Annotated in this window: 19 protein-coding genes; 13 read left to right on the top strand and 6 right to left on the bottom strand. The window is 37.0% G+C overall.

Annotated features, from left to right (window positions below; translation table 11 throughout):
- Positions 1 to 3: 3 nt before the first annotated feature.
- The 3 genes from CD138_RS04895 (at position 4) to CD138_RS04885 (ending at position 2,926) form a co-directional block, all read left to right on the top strand.
- The gene (locus CD138_RS04895) at positions 4 to 1,299 is read left to right on the top strand and encodes a dihydrolipoamide acetyltransferase family protein (RefSeq protein ID WP_019168728.1); all 1,296 of its coding nucleotides are present in this window, start codon (positions 4 to 6) and stop codon (positions 1,297 to 1,299) included.
- 199 nt (positions 1,300 to 1,498) lie between these two features.
- Positions 1,499 to 1,936 (top strand): bacilliredoxin BrxB, encoded by a 438-nt coding sequence (brxB, locus tag CD138_RS04890; protein ID WP_019168729.1) that lies wholly within the window; start codon positions 1,499 to 1,501, stop codon positions 1,934 to 1,936.
- A gap of 12 nt (positions 1,937 to 1,948) precedes the next feature.
- Complete coding sequence (locus CD138_RS04885; protein WP_019168730.1) at positions 1,949 to 2,926, top strand: aromatic acid exporter family protein; 978 nt, start codon at positions 1,949 to 1,951, stop codon at positions 2,924 to 2,926.
- A gap of 54 nt (positions 2,927 to 2,980) precedes the next feature.
- On the opposite strand, the gene prli42 is transcribed toward CD138_RS04885, so the two are convergent.
- On the bottom strand, positions 2,981 to 3,082 hold the full coding sequence (prli42, locus tag CD138_RS14135) for a stressosome-associated protein Prli42 (RefSeq protein WP_019168731.1): 102 nt from the start codon (positions 3,080 to 3,082) through the stop codon (positions 2,981 to 2,983).
- A gap of 173 nt (positions 3,083 to 3,255) precedes the next feature.
- Between prli42 and CD138_RS04880 the strand changes: the two genes are divergently transcribed.
- Together CD138_RS04880 and gnd are read left to right on the top strand one after the other, a co-directional pair.
- Positions 3,256 to 4,371: a tripeptidase T gene (locus CD138_RS04880; protein WP_019168732.1), complete on the top strand. Its 1,116-nt coding sequence runs from the start codon at positions 3,256 to 3,258 to the stop codon at positions 4,369 to 4,371.
- 73 nt (positions 4,372 to 4,444) lie between these two features.
- Positions 4,445 to 5,848: an NADP-dependent phosphogluconate dehydrogenase gene (gene gnd / locus CD138_RS04875; RefSeq protein ID WP_019168733.1), complete on the top strand. Its 1,404-nt coding sequence runs from the start codon at positions 4,445 to 4,447 to the stop codon at positions 5,846 to 5,848.
- Positions 5,849 to 6,172: 324 nt separating this feature from the next.
- Here gnd and CD138_RS04870 read toward each other — a convergent pair whose 3' ends face one another.
- Positions 6,173 to 7,030, bottom strand: coding sequence for an effector binding domain-containing protein (locus CD138_RS04870; RefSeq protein ID WP_019168734.1), 858 nt, complete (start codon positions 7,028 to 7,030; stop codon positions 6,173 to 6,175).
- A 140-nt stretch (positions 7,031 to 7,170) separates the two neighbouring features.
- Positions 7,171 to 8,655: a glucose-6-phosphate dehydrogenase gene (gene zwf, locus CD138_RS04865; protein ID WP_019168735.1), complete on the bottom strand. Its 1,485-nt coding sequence runs from the start codon at positions 8,653 to 8,655 to the stop codon at positions 7,171 to 7,173.
- 156 nt (positions 8,656 to 8,811) lie between these two features.
- Between zwf and rnz the strand changes: the two genes are divergently transcribed.
- On the top strand, positions 8,812 to 9,729 hold the full coding sequence (rnz, locus tag CD138_RS04860) for a ribonuclease Z (RefSeq protein ID WP_019168736.1): 918 nt from the start codon (positions 8,812 to 8,814) through the stop codon (positions 9,727 to 9,729).
- A 104-nt stretch (positions 9,730 to 9,833) separates the two neighbouring features.
- On the opposite strand, the gene proC is transcribed toward rnz, so the two are convergent.
- Positions 9,834 to 10,649, bottom strand: a complete 816-nt coding sequence (gene proC / locus CD138_RS04855) for a pyrroline-5-carboxylate reductase (protein ID WP_019168737.1) — start codon at positions 10,647 to 10,649, stop codon at positions 9,834 to 9,836.
- A gap of 86 nt (positions 10,650 to 10,735) precedes the next feature.
- Here proC and CD138_RS04850 point away from each other — a divergent pair, with 86 nt between their 5' ends.
- On the top strand, positions 10,736 to 11,491 hold the full coding sequence (locus tag CD138_RS04850) for an SDR family NAD(P)-dependent oxidoreductase (protein WP_019168738.1): 756 nt from the start codon (positions 10,736 to 10,738) through the stop codon (positions 11,489 to 11,491).
- Between the two features lie 3 nt (positions 11,492 to 11,494).
- Here the strand turns inward: CD138_RS04850 and CD138_RS04845 are convergent, their stop codons facing one another.
- The gene (locus CD138_RS04845; protein WP_019168739.1) at positions 11,495 to 12,409 is read right to left on the bottom strand and encodes an aldo/keto reductase; all 915 of its coding nucleotides are present in this window, start codon (positions 12,407 to 12,409) and stop codon (positions 11,495 to 11,497) included.
- A gap of 79 nt (positions 12,410 to 12,488) precedes the next feature.
- Here CD138_RS04845 and CD138_RS04840 point away from each other — a divergent pair, with 79 nt between their 5' ends.
- The 3 genes from CD138_RS04840 (at position 12,489) to xerD (ending at position 14,518) form a co-directional block, all read left to right on the top strand.
- The gene (locus CD138_RS04840) at positions 12,489 to 13,031 is read left to right on the top strand and encodes an NUDIX hydrolase (protein WP_019168740.1); all 543 of its coding nucleotides are present in this window, start codon (positions 12,489 to 12,491) and stop codon (positions 13,029 to 13,031) included.
- Positions 13,032 to 13,134: 103 nt separating this feature from the next.
- Positions 13,135 to 13,590: a ferric iron uptake transcriptional regulator gene (gene fur, locus CD138_RS04835; RefSeq protein ID WP_019168741.1), complete on the top strand. Its 456-nt coding sequence runs from the start codon at positions 13,135 to 13,137 to the stop codon at positions 13,588 to 13,590.
- Between the two features lie 40 nt (positions 13,591 to 13,630).
- Positions 13,631 to 14,518 (top strand): site-specific tyrosine recombinase XerD, encoded by an 888-nt coding sequence (gene xerD, locus CD138_RS04830; RefSeq protein ID WP_019168742.1) that lies wholly within the window; start codon positions 13,631 to 13,633, stop codon positions 14,516 to 14,518.
- Positions 14,519 to 14,862: 344 nt separating this feature from the next.
- On the opposite strand, the gene CD138_RS04825 is transcribed toward xerD, so the two are convergent.
- Positions 14,863 to 15,369, bottom strand: coding sequence for a DUF309 domain-containing protein (locus CD138_RS04825; protein WP_019168743.1), 507 nt, complete (start codon positions 15,367 to 15,369; stop codon positions 14,863 to 14,865).
- Positions 15,370 to 15,463: 94 nt separating this feature from the next.
- Here CD138_RS04825 and CD138_RS04820 point away from each other — a divergent pair, with 94 nt between their 5' ends.
- Genes CD138_RS04820 through CD138_RS04810 form a run of 3 tightly spaced genes read left to right on the top strand, consistent with a single transcriptional unit; the run spans position 15,464 to position 17,471 of the window.
- Positions 15,464 to 16,192, top strand: a complete 729-nt coding sequence (locus CD138_RS04820) for a segregation and condensation protein A (protein WP_019168744.1) — start codon at positions 15,464 to 15,466, stop codon at positions 16,190 to 16,192.
- Positions 16,182 to 16,724: an SMC-Scp complex subunit ScpB gene (gene scpB, locus CD138_RS04815; protein WP_019168745.1), complete on the top strand. Its 543-nt coding sequence runs from the start codon at positions 16,182 to 16,184 to the stop codon at positions 16,722 to 16,724. Before CD138_RS04820 ends, scpB begins: the two co-directional genes overlap by 11 nt.
- Positions 16,725 to 17,471 carry a pseudouridine synthase gene (locus tag CD138_RS04810; RefSeq protein ID WP_019168746.1) on the top strand — a complete coding sequence of 249 codons (747 nt, stop codon included), beginning with the start codon at positions 16,725 to 16,727 and terminating at the stop codon, positions 17,469 to 17,471. It begins immediately after the preceding gene.
- Positions 17,472 to 17,545 lie beyond the last annotated feature (74 nt).

The raw sequence follows: 17,545 nt of genomic DNA, 5'->3' as shown, positions 1-17,545 counted from the left end.
CTCATGGAAATCAAAATGCCTAAACTTGGGGAAAGTGTGCATGAAGGGACGATTGAACAATGGCTCGTAAAAGAGGGAGACCATGTTGAAGAATATGATCCATTATGTGAAGTGATTACAGATAAAGTCACAGCTGAAGTACCCTCATCATACACAGGAACGATTAAAAAAATAATCGCTGCAGCCGGCGAAACGATTGAGGTCGGTACAGTGATTTGTGAAATGGAAGTTGAAGGAGCGACGAGTGAAACTTCTGAAAAAACAGCACCAGAAGCTGATACAGAATCTAAAGACCTACCAAAACAGGAAACAGCATCAACGTCAGCTGTGTCATCATCTTCAAACCAGCCCAAAAATAATGGTCGCTTTTCTCCAGTTGTGTTTAGACTCGCTTCTGAACACAATATCGATTTATCAGCTGTCACAGGTACAGGTTTTGAAGGACGTGTAACTAAAAAAGATATCGAACGTGTGATTGAGCAAGGTACGACGGTTACAGCCAATAACGATAGACCTCAAGACAATGTAGCACCAAAAGCGCCAACGCCAACACCTGCATCGACAGCAACACAAAGTGACAATTCACAATCTGTAGGTGCGAGTGATACAGTGATACCGGTCAACGGTGTGCGTCGTCAAATCGCGAATAAAATGGTGCAAAGTGTGCATGAAATTCCACATGCTTGGATGGCAATTGAAGTAGATGCGACGGAATTAACAAAAACACGTGCACATTACAAAAATCAATTTAAAGCACAAGAAGGCTATAATTTAACTTTCTTTGCATTTTTCATCAAAGCAGTAGCCGAAGCACTTAAAAAGTATTCATTACTGAACAGTACTTGGCAAAATGACGAAATTGTTCTTCATTCAGATATTAATATTTCGATTGCTGTGGCTCATGAAAATAAATTGTTTGTCCCAGTGATTCGTCATGCGGATGAAAAGTCGATTAAAGGGATTGCTCGAGAAATTCATGAGCTTGCACAAAAAGCACGTCAAAACAAGCTTTCTTATGAAGATATGCAAGGCGGCACATTCACAGTCAATAATACAGGCACATTTGGTTCTGTGAGTTCAATGGGCATCATTAATCATCCTCAAGCAGCGATTTTACAAGTCGAATCGATTGTAAAAAGACCTGTTGTCATTGATGATATGATTGCGATTCGCTCAATGGTCAACTTATGTCTATCACTCGACCACCGTATTCTAGATGGATTACAGGCAGGACAATTTTTAAATGAAGTGAAACAACGTATCGAAGCTTATACGATTGAACATACACAAGTTTATTAAGACACTGTGATAAGGCTAGGAGATTATGTTTCCTGGCCTTTTCAAATGGTGCTGTTAATATCAATGATTTGGAAATGATGGATCAAATTATAAGTTTTATCGGCTGTTTTTCACATGTAAGTTGCCGAATGATTGCAGTTGTGTGTGACCTTTAGTAAAATGTAATTAATTGAAATACTGATGATGGAGGAATGTTCAAATGGATATGAACTTTGATTTATATATGAATAATATCGTAAAACAAGCGCGCTCTGAAATGGACCACGCGGGTTACGAACAGTTAGCGACTGAGGAAGATGTGGACCGTGTCTTCAAACAAGACGGAACAACGTTAGTCATGATTAATTCTGTATGTGGTTGTGCAGGGGGCATTGCTCGTCCAGCTGCGACGCATGCATTACACTATGATGTATTACCGGATCGACTCGTAACAGTGTTTGCAGGTCAGGATAAAGAAGCAACACAACGTGCACGTGATTATTTTGAAGGTTATGCACCATCAAGCCCTTCATTTGCACTCATGAAAGACGGAAAAATTACTGAAATGATTGAACGTCATCAAATCGAAGGCCACGACACTATGGACGTGATCACACAACTTCAAACTTTATTTGATCGTTACTGTGAAGCAAAGTAAGGCGGTTTCATCATGTTACGTTTAAATCCATATCGCATCGGATTTAGAACGATAAAAACTGCGGTCGGCATGGCACTAGGTGTAATCATCGCACAACTACTAGGGTTGGATAATTACGCTTCTAGTGCCATTTTAGTTGTATTATGTATTAAAGATACAAAAATACACTCCGTTCACGCCATTATTTCTCGTTTTATTTCCTGTTTAATTGCTATCGGTTTTGGTTGGGCTATTTTTCCACTGTTAGGGCAGCACGCCTGGGTACTCGGTTTAATTGTGCTATTTTTCATTCCTGTGACGGTGATGATTAACATGCAAGAGGGCGTCGTGACAAGTATCGTCATTTTGCTCCATTTCTTTAATGCTGATGTGATTGATTTTGCATTAGTCGTCAATGAAGTATTACTCATTATCGTTGGTCTGGCCATCGCTTTTACAATGAATACGATAATGCCAAATTTAGACCATCAACTATCTAAATACAAAAAAGAAATTGAGCATCAGTTCAAGAACATTTTCCATACATTTAGTTCAGCATGCGCCATGCATAACAATCGTCCTGATGTGACATTTACGTCTTTAGCACATACGATTCAAGAAGCGAAATCTATTGCGTTTAGAGATGTCAAGAATCATTTTGTTCGGAATGAAAATAGTTACTATCACTATTTTGATATGCGTGAAGACCAGTTAGAAATATTAAAGCGCATTAAAAATCATATTAAACACATTAATGCAAATGACGTCATGAGTGCACACGTTGCTCAATTATTCACTGAAATGGCAGAAAATGTGAATGAAAATAATTATACGGCATTACGCTTACACACGTTATACCAAATTCGCCTTGAAATTGATCAATTGCCTTTGCCTCAAACACATGAGGAGTTGTTGACACGTTCCAGTATGATTCAAATTTTGTATGATACTGAGGAGTATTTAACGATTAAAGCGAAATTTGGTTCACTTAAAATGCACCATGAAATTTAATTGTATATATAGATGGGCTTGGAAACGCAATTGTTTCCAAGCCCATCTTTCATCTTACATGCTTAATAACGGTGCGATACCTGTTAAAATCAATGCTAGTACGATTGCTACAAGCATCACGATAATCAGTACTTTTCTCACTTTTTTATTTAACACGATGATATGCCTCCAAATAACCTATAATATTCTCATATACTTACAATGAGTGAATTATAACATTCATTTAAAAAAATGCCAAAAGTTCTTGTAAAATACATATGGTTCAGTCTTTTTGGCAATCTATCCAAAGTTCGATAAAATGAAAGTAGAACATAAGGGAAGGTGACTGTATGCTAAACAAAGAGAGATTGATTGACACATTTTTAGAGTTAGTGCAAATCGATTCTGAAACGGGACATGAACAAAACATTCAGCCCATATTAAAAGAGAAATTTGAATCACTTGGCCTATCAGTTGTAGAAGATAATGCGAAAGCAACAACGGGTTTTGGAGCAAATAATCTCATTTGCACATTACCGGCGAACCAAGAAGGTAAAGATAAAATTTATTTTACGAGTCATATGGACACAGTGGAATCTGGACGAAATGTAAAGCCGATTATTAAAGAAGACGGCTTTATTTATTCAGATGGAACGACAGTCCTCGGTGCTGATGATAAAGCGGGATTGGCGGTCATTTTTGAAGTACTCCACATCATTCATGAACAACAGTTACCACATGGTCAAATCCAATTCGTTATTACCGTGGGAGAAGAATCTGGTTTGGTCGGCGCAAAAGCTTTACGTAAAGCAGATTTGGATGCTGATTATGGCTATGCCATTGACTCCGCAGTACCTGTTGGCAGTATTACGATTGGTGCGCCATATCAAATGAAAGTCAATGCAACAATTCATGGTAAAAAGGCACATGCGAGTACACCAAATGAAGGCATTAGCGCGATCAATATTGCAGCACAAGCGATTAGTCAGATGAAACTTGGACAAATCGATTATGAAACGACTGCCAATATTGGTAAGTTCCAAGGTGGTGGGCCGACTAATGTTGTGACGGATTTAGTAAATATTTGGGCAGAAGCGCGTTCACATTCTAAAGAAAAACTAGACGCACAAGTCGAACATATGAAATCAACATTTGAAAATGCTGCAAAACAACATGGCTGTCATGCAAAAGTTGAAACTGAATTATCCTATCCTGGTTTCCGTGTTGAATCAAATGATCGTGTGTACCAAGTGGCTGAACAAGCTGCAACAGCATTAGGCTTTGACATGCAAGCAGATGTTGGAGGTGGCGGTTCTGACGGTAACATTATTAATCAGCTCGGTATCCCCACTGTCATATTAGGCGTGGGCTACGAAAAAATTCATACGACAGATGAACGTATTTCTAAACAATCTTTATATGATTTAACACATTATGTCCTAAAAATCATTGAATTGAATGCGTAAGCTAATAAAAGGCTTCATCGGCTATTATGTGATACAATAAATCCATAATTTATAATAAGAGAGGTTAAGTATAATGACACAACAAATCGGTGTAGTAGGTTTAGCCGTAATGGGTAAGAACCTAGCTTGGAATATTGAATCAAGAGGTTACAGTGTATCTGTGTACAACCGTTCTGCAGATAAGACAGATTTAATGGTTGAAGAATCTAAAGGTAAAAACATTGTACCTACTTATTCAGTAGAGGAGTTTGTAAATTCTTTAGAAAAGCCACGTAAAATTTTATTAATGGTTAAAGCAGGGGAAGCGACAGACAAAACGATCGACAGCTTATTACCATTATTAGACGATGACGATATTTTAATCGACGGTGGTAACACAAACTACTTAGATACAATTCGTCGTAATAAAGCGTTGGCTGAAAGTGGCGTCAACTTCATTGGTATGGGTGTTTCTGGCGGTGAAGTAGGTGCTTTAACAGGTCCTTCATTAATGCCTGGTGGTCAAGAAGCTGCTTATCATAAAGTGTCAGACATCTTAGAATCTATCTCTGCAAAAGCAAAAGACGGTAAACCATGTGTGACTTACATCGGGCCAAATGGTGCAGGTCACTACGTAAAAATGGTACACAACGGTATCGAGTACGCCGACATGCAATTAATCGCAGAAAGCTATATCATGATGAAAGACTTGTTAGGCATGTCACATGAAGAAATCTCTGAAACATTCAAATCATGGAATGCTGGAGAATTAGAAAGTTACCTTATCGAAATTACAGGTGACATTTTCACTAAACTTGATGAAGATGGCGAACCACTTGTAGAAAAAATCATGGACAAAGCGGGTCAAAAAGGAACTGGTAAATGGACATCTATTAATGCATTAGAATTAGGTGCACCATTAACAATTATCACTGAATCTGTATTTGCACGTTTCATTTCTTCATTAAAAGATCAACGCGTGAATGCATCTAAAGTTTTAAACGGACCTTCTGCTGCATTTGATGGCAACAAAGAAGAGTTCCTTGAAAAAATTCGTCGTGCATTGTACATGAGTAAAATCTGTTCATACGCACAAGGTTTTGACCAAATGAAAACAGCAAGTGAAATCAATGAGTGGAACCTTCAATTAGGTGACTTAGCGATGATTTGGAGAGAAGGTTGTATCATTCGTGCGCAATTCTTACAAAAAATTAAAGATGCATACGACAACGACAGCAACTTACAAAACCTTTTATTAGACGGTTACTTCAAAGATATCGTGACTGAATATCAATCAGCACTTCGCGATGTTGTTGCAACTGGTATCCAAAACGGTGTGGCACTTCCTGGATTCTCATCAAGTATCAACTACTATGACAGCTACCGTACAGAAAACTTACCAGCAAACTTAATCCAAGCGCAACGTGACTACTTCGGTGCGCATACGTATCAACGTAAAGATCAAGAAGGTACTTTCCATACACAATGGACGAAATAAAACCCTCTTAATCAAAAAGGTCAGGGTAATACCTGGCCTTTTTTGATGCGTAATGTTACATTTCTTCATAGCACCCCGTACTTTCTGCTAAACCTCCAAAGTAATTCAACGGAATATTGTAATTCGCATTTTTGATAACCTTTATATAAAATCTAATATAATCTAAATAAAATAGTATTATGGAGACGGAATGATAAGGCGTATTAAAAAATTACATCAATCAATGATTTTGAAACGGGATGTACCAAAAAGCACAATCCACTCTGTTACGTCAATGAAACGACGTAATGAAAGGGATTGTGCTGATGTGTGAAGTATATTGATTTAATTTTCATCAATATTAACTGGTACGCATAATTGAACTTTCGTAAAGGGATCTTCAAACGAAATGTCGAGCGGATACACTTCAATGTACAACGCATCTCGTTCAAAAGGTAAAGTCAATTGTAAGCTCGTTTCAATATAATGCCAAGCCTCACTCGTGACGAAATCAATTTCACCTTGTAAATTAAACACAGCGTATTGACGTGCGGCTAAAAAGCGATCTTCTAAGTGACCAGGAAAACGCTCACTTGGAACACCGACAAAGATTTCAAGCCCTTGTTCTAGTGGACAACTCACCACGAACAATTCATGTGGCCCGATATCGTTATAACGCATGATATCTTTGAGTGTTCCATCCATTTTTAAATCTTCAAGAAAATCGGGAATAATAAAATGGTGTTCTAATTCCACTGTTGGGACAAATCGAGAACATCCAACTAATGAAAAGTCACCTAACGTTTCTAAACGATAAGGGTAGGGCTTTTGCGAAGTAGTCGATAATTTTAAATAGAGACGTTCCTGCATTTGAAGTTGATCTTTTTTTAATTTTGCCTGCAATGGTGACACCCCATGATAATCACTGAAGTCATGTGCAAATGTATTCGCATCCGTATATTGATAACGTTTTGCGAGATCAATGAGGCGATTTGCACCGTGGATTAAATCATTCGCAGCAAGTGTCAATCTTCGGGCACGACAATATTCTTGAGGCGTCTTTCCAATAATCATCGTAAAAGATTGTTCTAAATGATAAGGAGAAATTTCAACGTAATCACTTAAAGTTTGTAGGTCAAATGGCTCTAATAAATGGTCTTCGATATAAACCATTGCGCGTTGTAAATGTTTAATGACGTCCAAAATTTTCACTCCTTATAACTCTCAAAGTCTCTTTCTCTCATGATGTATCTAATAATTTATTATATAACAAAAAACAGCTAAGTGACACTAAAATGTGAATCACTTAGCTGATGGTAATTATTTAAGTTGCAGGTTTAACTTTATTGAATGTCGTTCCACCATTTAAAGCCGTCACGACTTAATAATAAATCGCTGTCTAATGGACCATTTGTACCTGATTCATAGTTTGGAAATTCTGGTTCAAAATGATCCCAAGCTTCTTGAATGGAATCCACAAACTTCCACGTTGATTTTAATTCTTCCCAATGTGTAAAGTTAGTTGCGTCACCTTTGAGCACATCGAAAAGTAAGTTTTCATAGGCATCAACTGTGTTCATTTTATCTTGTGCACTCATTGCATAAGATAATTGTACTGGTTCCGTTTCGATACCTTGAACGTATTTTTTACCATTAAGGTGAATTGATACACCTTCGTTTGGTTGAATGTTAATCACAAGTAAGTTAGAATCCAAATGTTTATCTTTTTGATAGTATAAATTCATTGGTACTTCTTTAAATTCAACAACCACTTGAATGGATTTACGTTTCATACGTTTACCTGTACGAATGTAGAAAGGAACACCCGCCCATCTGAAGTTATCGATTTCGACTTTACCTGACACGAAAGTAGGCGTAGTTGAATCCGCAGCGACTTTATCTTCTTCGCGGTAAGCTTTCACTTCTTGGCCATTGATAAAACCTTTATCATATTGACCACGTACGAATTGATTTCTCACTTCATCAGGTTGAAGCACATGTAATGATTTTAATACCTTCACTTTTTCAGCACGGATATCATCACTGTTCAGACTAATAGGCGGCTCCATTGCTAATAACGCAACCATTTGCAGCATATGGTTTTGTACCATATCTTTTAAAGCCCCACTCGTTTCGTAATAACCACCACGGTCTTCAACACCCAGTACCTCAGACGATGTCACTTGGATGTTTGAAATATATTTGTTATTCCATAATGGTTCGAACATTGCGTTACTAAAACGTAATACTTCAATATTTTGAACCATATCTTTACCTAAATAGTGGTCGATACGGAAAATTTCTTCTTCTTTAAATGAACGACGAATTTGCTCATTTAACTCTTCTGCTGATTTCAAGTCACTACCAAATGGTTTTTCGATGACAAGACGTTTGAAGCCTTTTGTTTTTGTTAAACCTGAAGACTTTAAGAAATCAGTTACGACACCGAAAAATCGTGGTGCCATCGCTAAATAGAAGACGCGGTTGCCTTCTAATGAAAATTCTCGATCTAATGATTCGCTTAATTCTAGTAATTTTTGGTAACTTGCTTCATCACTAACATCATGTGGTTGATAAAAGACATGTTGCATAAATTTATCTAGATGTTTTGTATCTTGTACGTGTTCTTGAATTGACGATTTCACTTGAGCTCTAAAATCATCATTAGTTAATTCACGTCTTCCGATACCAATAATTGCAACTCTTTCATCTAAATTATCTTGTTGATATAAGTGAAAGAGTGATGGAAATAGTTTACGGTGACTTAAATCACCAGTGGCACCAAAAATTGTTATGAGTGCTGGAACATGATTATTTGTCTTATTCAAGATTCAAAACCTCAATTCTTCATTTTAGTTCATACTTTAATGATGAGTTTATTATAGAACATATCGCGAGCTTGGTCATATATTCTGCTTTACACTTAAAATTTTGCCGATTCTTGGTTGATTTATGATAATATATCGCTAAAGGAGGTACGATGCATGGAAATTACATTTTTTGGTACAAGTGCTGGATTACCTACAAAAGAACGCCATACACAGTCGATCGCACTCAAACTCGAACCCTATGCGACGGACGTGTGGCTATTTGACGTGGGTGAAGCAACACAGCATCAAATCTTACATCATTCTATAAAGCTCGGAAAAGTCAGTCATATTTTTATTACACATATGCATGGTGATCATGTTTTTGGCTTAACCGGTGTGTTAACGAGCCGCTCATTTCAAGGTGGCGAATCCAAACCGCTGACTGTCATAGGACCTAAAGGTATCAAAGACTATGTTGAATACAATTTAGCACTCACATATTCACACTTAAATTATCCTTTACATATTATTGAAATAGAAGACCAACTCGATATGATCATCAACAAATTTGAAGTCATTGCACGACCTTTGAATCATGGTATCCCGTGTTTTGGATATCGCATTCAAGCACCGGATACGCCGGGTAAGCTGGATGTTGAAAAATTACAAGCACTTGGTATGCCACCAGGACCACAGTATCAAAAAGTAAAATCACAAAATACTTTTGAATTTAAAGGTCAAATGTATGATGCGAATGACTTCAAAGGGCCAGATAAGAAAGGGCAAGTTGTAACCATTTTTGGCGATACACAACCGAGTCAACATGCGTATCAGTTAGCCAAAGATGCCGATGTCCTAGTGCATGAATCAACATACATTGATGGAGATAAATCTTTAGCAAATGCCTATCACCATAGTCATATTGAAGATGTGCTCGCGTTAATCGAAAATGCTAAAGTAAAACACGGACTGCTCACTCATCTAAGCAACCGTTATACGAAAGAAGATATTGATGAAATCGAGACAAAATTAAAAGCCCATTCTCCAGTTTCATTTCAATTCGTTGAAGATTTCGATAGTTTTCAGTTTTAAATACCCTCATTATTTCTAAAAAAGAAAGGTTGAGATGCCATGTAATCCCAACCTTTCTTCCTATATAGATGTGTAGATTGATTTAATAACTTTTCACTGAAACGTCATTCATCATCTTGCGTTGACAGTTCGATACTTCGATTTACAGCAGCATTTAAACAATCTTCAAAGATGCCCTCGATGTCATATTCAGATAAAGCATTCAAACCTGCTTGTGTTGTTCCGCCTTTTGAAGTAATGTTTTTTCTCAATTGCTCCATACTTAAATCTGAACGTTCAATCATTTTACTTGTTCCGATAATCAATTCACGAATGGATTCTTCCACTTGTGATTTTTCTAACCCTAATTTTGTTCCAGCAATGACATATTTTTCGAATACGTGATATAAAAATGCCGGACCGCTACCTGTGATGGCTGTCACTTGGTGTAAATGATCTTCCTGAACTTCCAACGCTGTGCCGAAAGCATTAATAATTTCCAATATTTCATCTTTTGCTTTACCATCAAAGTTTGAAGAGAAACTTACACCAGTTACAGAATGACCAACGTGCGCATTGGTATTTGGCATGATACGCGCAATCGGGTTGGTCGTATCAATTTTTTCTTTAATATACGAAATGGGAAGACCTGCCATAATAGAAATAAAGCGGTTGTTAGGCTGGACATGTGGCTTAATTCTGTCAGCCAATAGATCAAAGTCATGTGGTTTTGAACCTAAAAAAATATAGTCTGCATCTTTTAACAAGGCTGCATCGTCATAGCTATATTGAACACCTAAATCTTCTCCATATGCTTTCAACATATCTTCGTTAGAACGGTTAGTTAAATAAATATTTTCTGCCGGGACAACTTTTGAATTCACAATGCCTGTAAAAATCGCATGTGCCATATTGCCTGCACCGTAAAATACAATTTTCATACGAAAGATCACTTCCTAAAAGTATTTTCTTGTCTTATAGTAACATATAACAACATTTTTATTGAGTGTAAGAGGGGAGATATAGCATGAAACAAAAACATTTTTTAATTACAGGGAGTACGAGTGGGTTAGGGTACGCACTCACACATGCACTGATATCTGCCCATTATTCTATTACACTCCTTGTACGTGATGTAAACAAAGCGAAATCATTATTTCCAAGTTCAGACGTTCAAATCATTCAATGTGATTTAACAAATGAAAGCGACGTTCTTGAAATTACACGTGCTTTTAATAGCCAAACCCATTTTGATGGCATTGTTCATTGTGCAGGTCTCGGTTACTTTAAAGGATTGCTCGAACATACTTCTGCAGAAATCTTACATACTTATCAAGTGAACGTGATTCATTTTTCGATGCTCATCAATCAATGTGCACCTTACTTATCTAACCATGCTTCAATTGTTGGTATCAGTAGTCAAGCCGCTTCTGCAACACAACCTTACGCCGCGCATTACGGCGGGAGCAAGGCTGCACTGAATCATGTACTCAACGCATTACCCATCGAACAACCTCAATGGCATGTGCTCAATGTCAATGTAGGTCCTATCGCAACGCCATTTCATACTAAAGCGGATCCGTCTGGTCAATATGCGCATAAAATGAAAAAAATAATGTTGAACCCTGAACAACTTGCCGAAAAAATTGTTCGAGCGATTCAACATCGTCAACAGGAGCTGAATGAACCCCAGTCTATTTATTGGTTACTTAAACTTTATCAACTTGCGCCGCGTCTATTTGAAAAGGTCGGCCGTCGCTTTTTCTTAGGGAAGAAACGATAGGCTTTACGACATTTCCCAATGTTGTGTGTAGTGTAACTGTTTCACAACTTTAGATGCTTGTTCTAATTGTGCTTCACTGAATTGTTGATGATACTGCCTTACATTTTGTTGTAATTGCTCAACTGAACTTGCGCCAACGATAATCGAACCTAATACATCAAATGATTTTAAATAGCTGAATGCGAGTCCTGTCAATTCTGGGTCAATTTGTTGTAAAGTTGCCACCGTTTGCTCGAGTGCTTCCTGACTATAATCAAAAATGCCGTCTTCAAATTTTGTTGTCAACGCTTTTTCAGTACTTGGTGTTAATAAACCTTTAAATACGGGACCTCTTGCTAACAATTTCACACCTTTATCATGCACTTCACTGAGTAAATCGACAGGTCTATTATCAATTAAGTTGAACTGGGACATGAGTGTTTCAATTTGACTATGTTGCAAATAATAACGAATCACATTGGGACGAATAGATGACAAGCCGTACGCACGAATGATACCTTCTTGCTTTAGCTCATCAAACGCACTAATGGTTTCATCGAGTGGATCATCAATCGTGCCACCATGTAACATATATAAATCAAGTGTATCCAATCCTAAACGCTTTAATGAATTTTTCACATTTTCTTTAATATAACGTTTGGAAGGGTCCCAAAAAGTTTCCCCGTTCGCTTTTAAATGATTCCCCACCTTAGTTCCAATAATAATATCATCGCGATTTTGATACTTTTTAAGGGCACGGCCAACGATTTGTTCATTCACACCTTTATCGTAAATATCAGCTGTGTCAAAATATGTAATCCCTTCTGTGACTGCTGCATCGATTATTTGCTCTGCTTTCTTTTCTTCAGTACCTAAACTCATACATCCGAGACCGAGTTCTGACAATTCGATGCCGCTTTTCAAAACATTTTTTTGCATGATGTAGCTCCTTCCGATAGAATTTATGTATATTCATGATAGCAAACCGTATGACCAATTGAAAAGGAGAGAACTTACAATGCAATTTGAAGAAAAAACAATCTCTAAAGAATCAATATATAAAGGAAAAATTATAGAAGTTGAAAAACATAAAGTGTCTTTACCAAACAATGAAACAGCATATCGTGAAGTCGTGAAACATAATGGGGCAGTCGCTATTTGTGCCTTAACACCGAATCAAGAAGTGATTTTGGTAAAGCAATATCGTAAAGCACTAGAACAAGAACTGTTGGAAATTCCAGCGGGTAAACTTGAACCCGGAGAAGACCGTGAATCCGCTGCAATGAGAGAACTTGAAGAAGAAACAGGTTATAAAGCCGAAAAACTCACTTTAATTGGTGAAGTTTATGGGACACCAGGGTTTTCAAATGAGAAAATCTCTGTCTACTTTGCCGATACGCTTGTTGAAGGTGAAGTGAACTTAGATGAAGATGAATTTGTTGAGAAAGTTTTTTATTCGTTAGATGATGTCAAAAAAGCTGTAGAAGACCGTACTATCGAGGATGCGAAAACTTTGATTGCTTTCCATTACCTATTATTACATTATAATCATTCTAAATAAGATGCGAAAATGGTTGCTTTTTTTCTCAATTACTGGTAATTTATAACAAGAAAACATATTTAATTGTAATAATTATAATTTTCAGTAGAGGAGTGAGGCTTCCGTGGAGGAAAGACTGAATCGCGTGAAGCAACAGTTGCAACAGTCTTCATATAAATTGACACCGCAACGTGAAGCAACCGTTCGTGTTTTAATTGAAAATGAAGCTGACCATTTAAGTGCAGAAGATGTTTATTTAAAAGTGAAAGAAAAAGCACCAGAAATAGGGCTCGCAACCGTTTACCGTACATTAGAACTATTAGCAGATTTAAAAGTGGTCGACAAAGTCAGTTTTGGCGATGGCGTTTCTCGATTTGATTTACGTAAAGAAGGCTCCAAGCATTTCCATCATCATTTAGTTTGTATGGAATGTGGGCGCGTAGACGAAATTGATGAGGACTTATTACCACAAGTTGAAGAGCGTGTAGAAAATGAATTTAACTTTAAAATTTTAGACCATCGTCTGACATTTCATGGAATTTGCGAAACTTGTCAAAAAGAGGGTAAAGGTTCCAAGTGATAATTAATCGAAGGACGTTGACGAGAATCGAGGACAATCTATGGAAGAAATTCGAGATGAGTATTTAAGATTTATTCAAATTGAAAAAGGGCTGTCTAACAATACGATAGCTGCTTATCGTCGTGATTTAAATCATTATTTGAACTATATGGAAGAACATAAAGTGGCGAACTTGAACTTCGTGGATCGTCAAATGATTCAAGAATGGTTTGGTTTCTTGCATGATGAAGGACGTTCTGCGAAAACAATTGCGCGCTTTACTTCCACGATTCGAAGTTTCCATCAATTCGCTTTAAGAGAAAATTACACCTCACATGATCCAACTGTGCTCATTGAAACACCCAAATACGATCGCAAACTTCCAGATGTGTTATCTATTGCAGAAGTTGAGCAATTATTAATGGCCCCAGATGAATCGAAAATCAATGGTTATCGTGATAAAACCATGCTCGAGTTACTTTATGCGACAGGGATGCGTGTTTCTGAATTGATCAATATTGAAATTGAGGATATTAATTTAATGATGGGGTTTGTCAAAATATTCGGTAAAGGGAGTAAAGAACGCATTGTACCATTAGGGGAGACGGTCATTGATTGTTTAACGCATTACATTCAAGACATTCGACCGCAACTATTGAAGCACACCGTTACCCATGTATTATTTTTAAATTTACATGGCAAGCCATTATCGCGACAAGGCGTTTGGAAAATGATTAAGCAAACAGGGGTCAAAGCTGGCATTATGAAACGTTTAACGCCACATACATTACGGCATTCATTTGCAACACACTTGTTAGAAAATGGTGCCGATTTACGAGCTGTACAAGATATGTTAGGGCATTCTGATATTTCAACAACACAACTGTATACACATATTACTAAAAATCAAATCCGTAAAATTTACCAAGACTATCACCCAAGAGCGTAAAATGAATAGCCATATATCATACAAAAATGGATGGGTATGAAGCCGATTGACGTCGCTATACACCCATCCATTTTTGTGCATATGCATCACAATCATGTCAATCGATACATAAAAATCTCATCTATCTCCCATTTTGACGGATTAATCTTCAATCGATATATCGCCATAATTCATACAGGGCTTGGGAAAACTTATTATCCTAAAATGTTAACGCTTGACGATATTTTTACGTCTTGGATCATGAGCACATCAATAGAAGCAGTATAAGTAAAACATTTTATGGAAAACGACTTTCACAATTTGAATGATTCACTTTTTAAGTTTAAAAATGGAGATGTTTAATTTTATTTCCTTCTCTTCTCTATAGCCGCTTCTCTTGCTGCAATCACATCACTTCTATCTCTCAACTGGTGATGATGTAAAATGACAGGCGTTTCTACCACTGCGTCAGTCACTTGAAAATTCGGAAATTGTGACATAATTTTCTCAATCATTGCTTCTGTTAACGGTAATTGTATTGGTGAAAATGGAATTTCTTGTGCTGTATCATCGATCAACTGTGTTAATATATTTAAATAGGCTTGTCGTATAAGCCCTAAAGTGGCCAACGTTTCTTCGGAATAATCGACAATAATTTGATACGCTTTGTTGAAAGTTTTATGTGCACCTTTGTAGTTACTGCGTCGATAATGGTAGCTACCTGTTGCAAGCAAAATTAAACTTACAACAGCATCTTGTTTTGAAAAGGCGTGTTGCATTTTCCAAGCTTCTTCCAAAATATCATGACAAAGAAAATAATGCTGTTCATGATGAAACTGATAGTAAAAATGGACTAAATCATTTTCCAACATGGCTCACTCCAAAAATTTATTGTTATACATCAAACATGTTATAATATTTTTTGTTATTATGCACATTACTTGCGCTATGAAATGAGGTACACCTATGTACGAAGTGAAATTGGATGCTTTTAACGGGCCTTTAGACTTGTTATTGCATCTCATCAATGAATTTGAAATTGATATATATGACATCCCTATGCGCGAATTAACTGAACAATATATGCAGTATGTTCACGCTATGAAAAAATTAGAAATCAATATTGCAAGTGAGTATTTATTGATGGCTTCAGAATTACTGATGATTAAGAGTAAAATGTTGTTACCCGACACTTCATCTGATGAGGTTGAAGAGGAAGACCCGAGAGAAGCGCTCGTTGAAAAGTTAATCGAATATCAAAATTACAAAGCTTATTCAGAAATGTTAGAAGAAAAACGCCAAGCACGTGAACAATATTTTACTAAAGCTCCAACAGATCTTTCGCATTATGAATATTCGGAGCGACTTCCTGAAGATACGACAATGGATTTAACGAAACTCATCGTTGCATATCAAAAAATGAAGACCCGTGTCTCGTTGAAGAAGCCGACGACTGTGGATATTCGGAAAGAAACATATACCATCCAACAATCAACGACTTACATTTATGATAAGTTAAAGCAAGCCTCTCAGATTACATTTTTTGATTTATTTACATTTAATGAATCTATCGAACACGTCGTCACACATTTTCTCGCCTTACTCGAAATGTCTAAAACGGGCATGATACAATTACAACAAGTCAAAGCTTTCCACAACTTTGAAATTAGAAAAGGAGTTAATTATGACGCTTAAAGTTACTGAAGCACTGACTGCGATCCTTTATACAGTTGGTGAAGATGGTATTGATGAAGTACAACTCATGGCATCACTCGATGTCGATCACGAAACTTTAACACATGCCATCGATACACTTGAGTTGCCTGGGCTCATGGTACAAAAGTTCGGTCAAACTTATGTTTTAACAACTCAAAAAGAGGCAGAACCGTATATTGAATCTCTCATCATCAATAAAGCATCTGCTAAATTGTCACAAGCTGCAATGGAAGTGTTAGCTATTATTGCTTACAATCAACCCATGACACGTAATGACATCGAATTGATACGCGGTATTCAATCTGATGGTCCTGTTAAAACCTTGATTGCAAAGGGATTAATTGAACCCAAAACGAATCCCGAGGCACGTGGACAGCAACTCTTTACAACAGATTTATTTTTAAATGTCTTTGGTTTGGAAAGTCTTGAGGCACTCCCAACAACAGATGAAGAAGAAGAGGAAATTGAATCATTTTTCAGCCAACTGGTGAATCAGAAAGGAGATTCTTAAATGAGTCAAGAATTAGAAAGATTACAAAAACGTATTGCGAACAGTGGTTACACCTCTAGACGTAAAGCAGAAACATTAATCGAGGAAGGTAAAGTACAAGTTAACGGAAAAACTGTGACCGAATTAGGAACGAAAGTGCGTCCGTCTGATGAAGTGTCAGTTGAAGGGATTCCACTTGAACAAGAAGATAAACTTTATATCTTGTTCTATAAACCTGCGCAAGTGATTACAAGCGTATCAGATGATCGTGGCCGAAAAGTCGTCACAGATTATTTCGATGACCTAGAAACACGTATTTATCCAGTAGGCCGCCTAGATTATGACACATCAGGATTGCTTTTATTAACCAATGATGGTGCATTTACAAACTTAATGACACATCCACGCTATAAAATCCCTAAAACGTATGTTGCAAAAATAGAAGGCTACATTTTAAGGGAACAAGTGAAAGAACTTGAAAAAGGCATTCAACTTGAAGACGGTTTAACACAACCGGCAAAAGTAAAAGTGAAAAAGCAAAACAAAGAAAAGAACACATCCCTTGTTGAAATTACAATTACAGAAGGACGAAATCGACAAGTCCGTCGCATGTTTGAACACTTTGGTTTTAGTGTACAAAAACTGTCACGTGTTTCATTTGGTCCACTCACTCTGAAAGGACTCGGTGCTGGAGAAGGGCGCGTATTATCGCCACATGAAGTAAAGTCATTACGTCAACTTGCTGAAAATGGCGAACATCGTCGTTAAATTAAAATTCAGAAATGAAAACGCATTATTGTTTTATTATTACCCGAATTAATCCTTATGGTATAATATGCTTT

Source organism: Staphylococcus intermedius NCTC 11048, from assembly GCF_002902385.1.
Taxonomy (GTDB): Bacteria; Bacillota; Bacilli; order Staphylococcales; family Staphylococcaceae; genus Staphylococcus; species Staphylococcus intermedius.
This window is presented reverse-complemented; position numbering and strand designations above follow the sequence as displayed.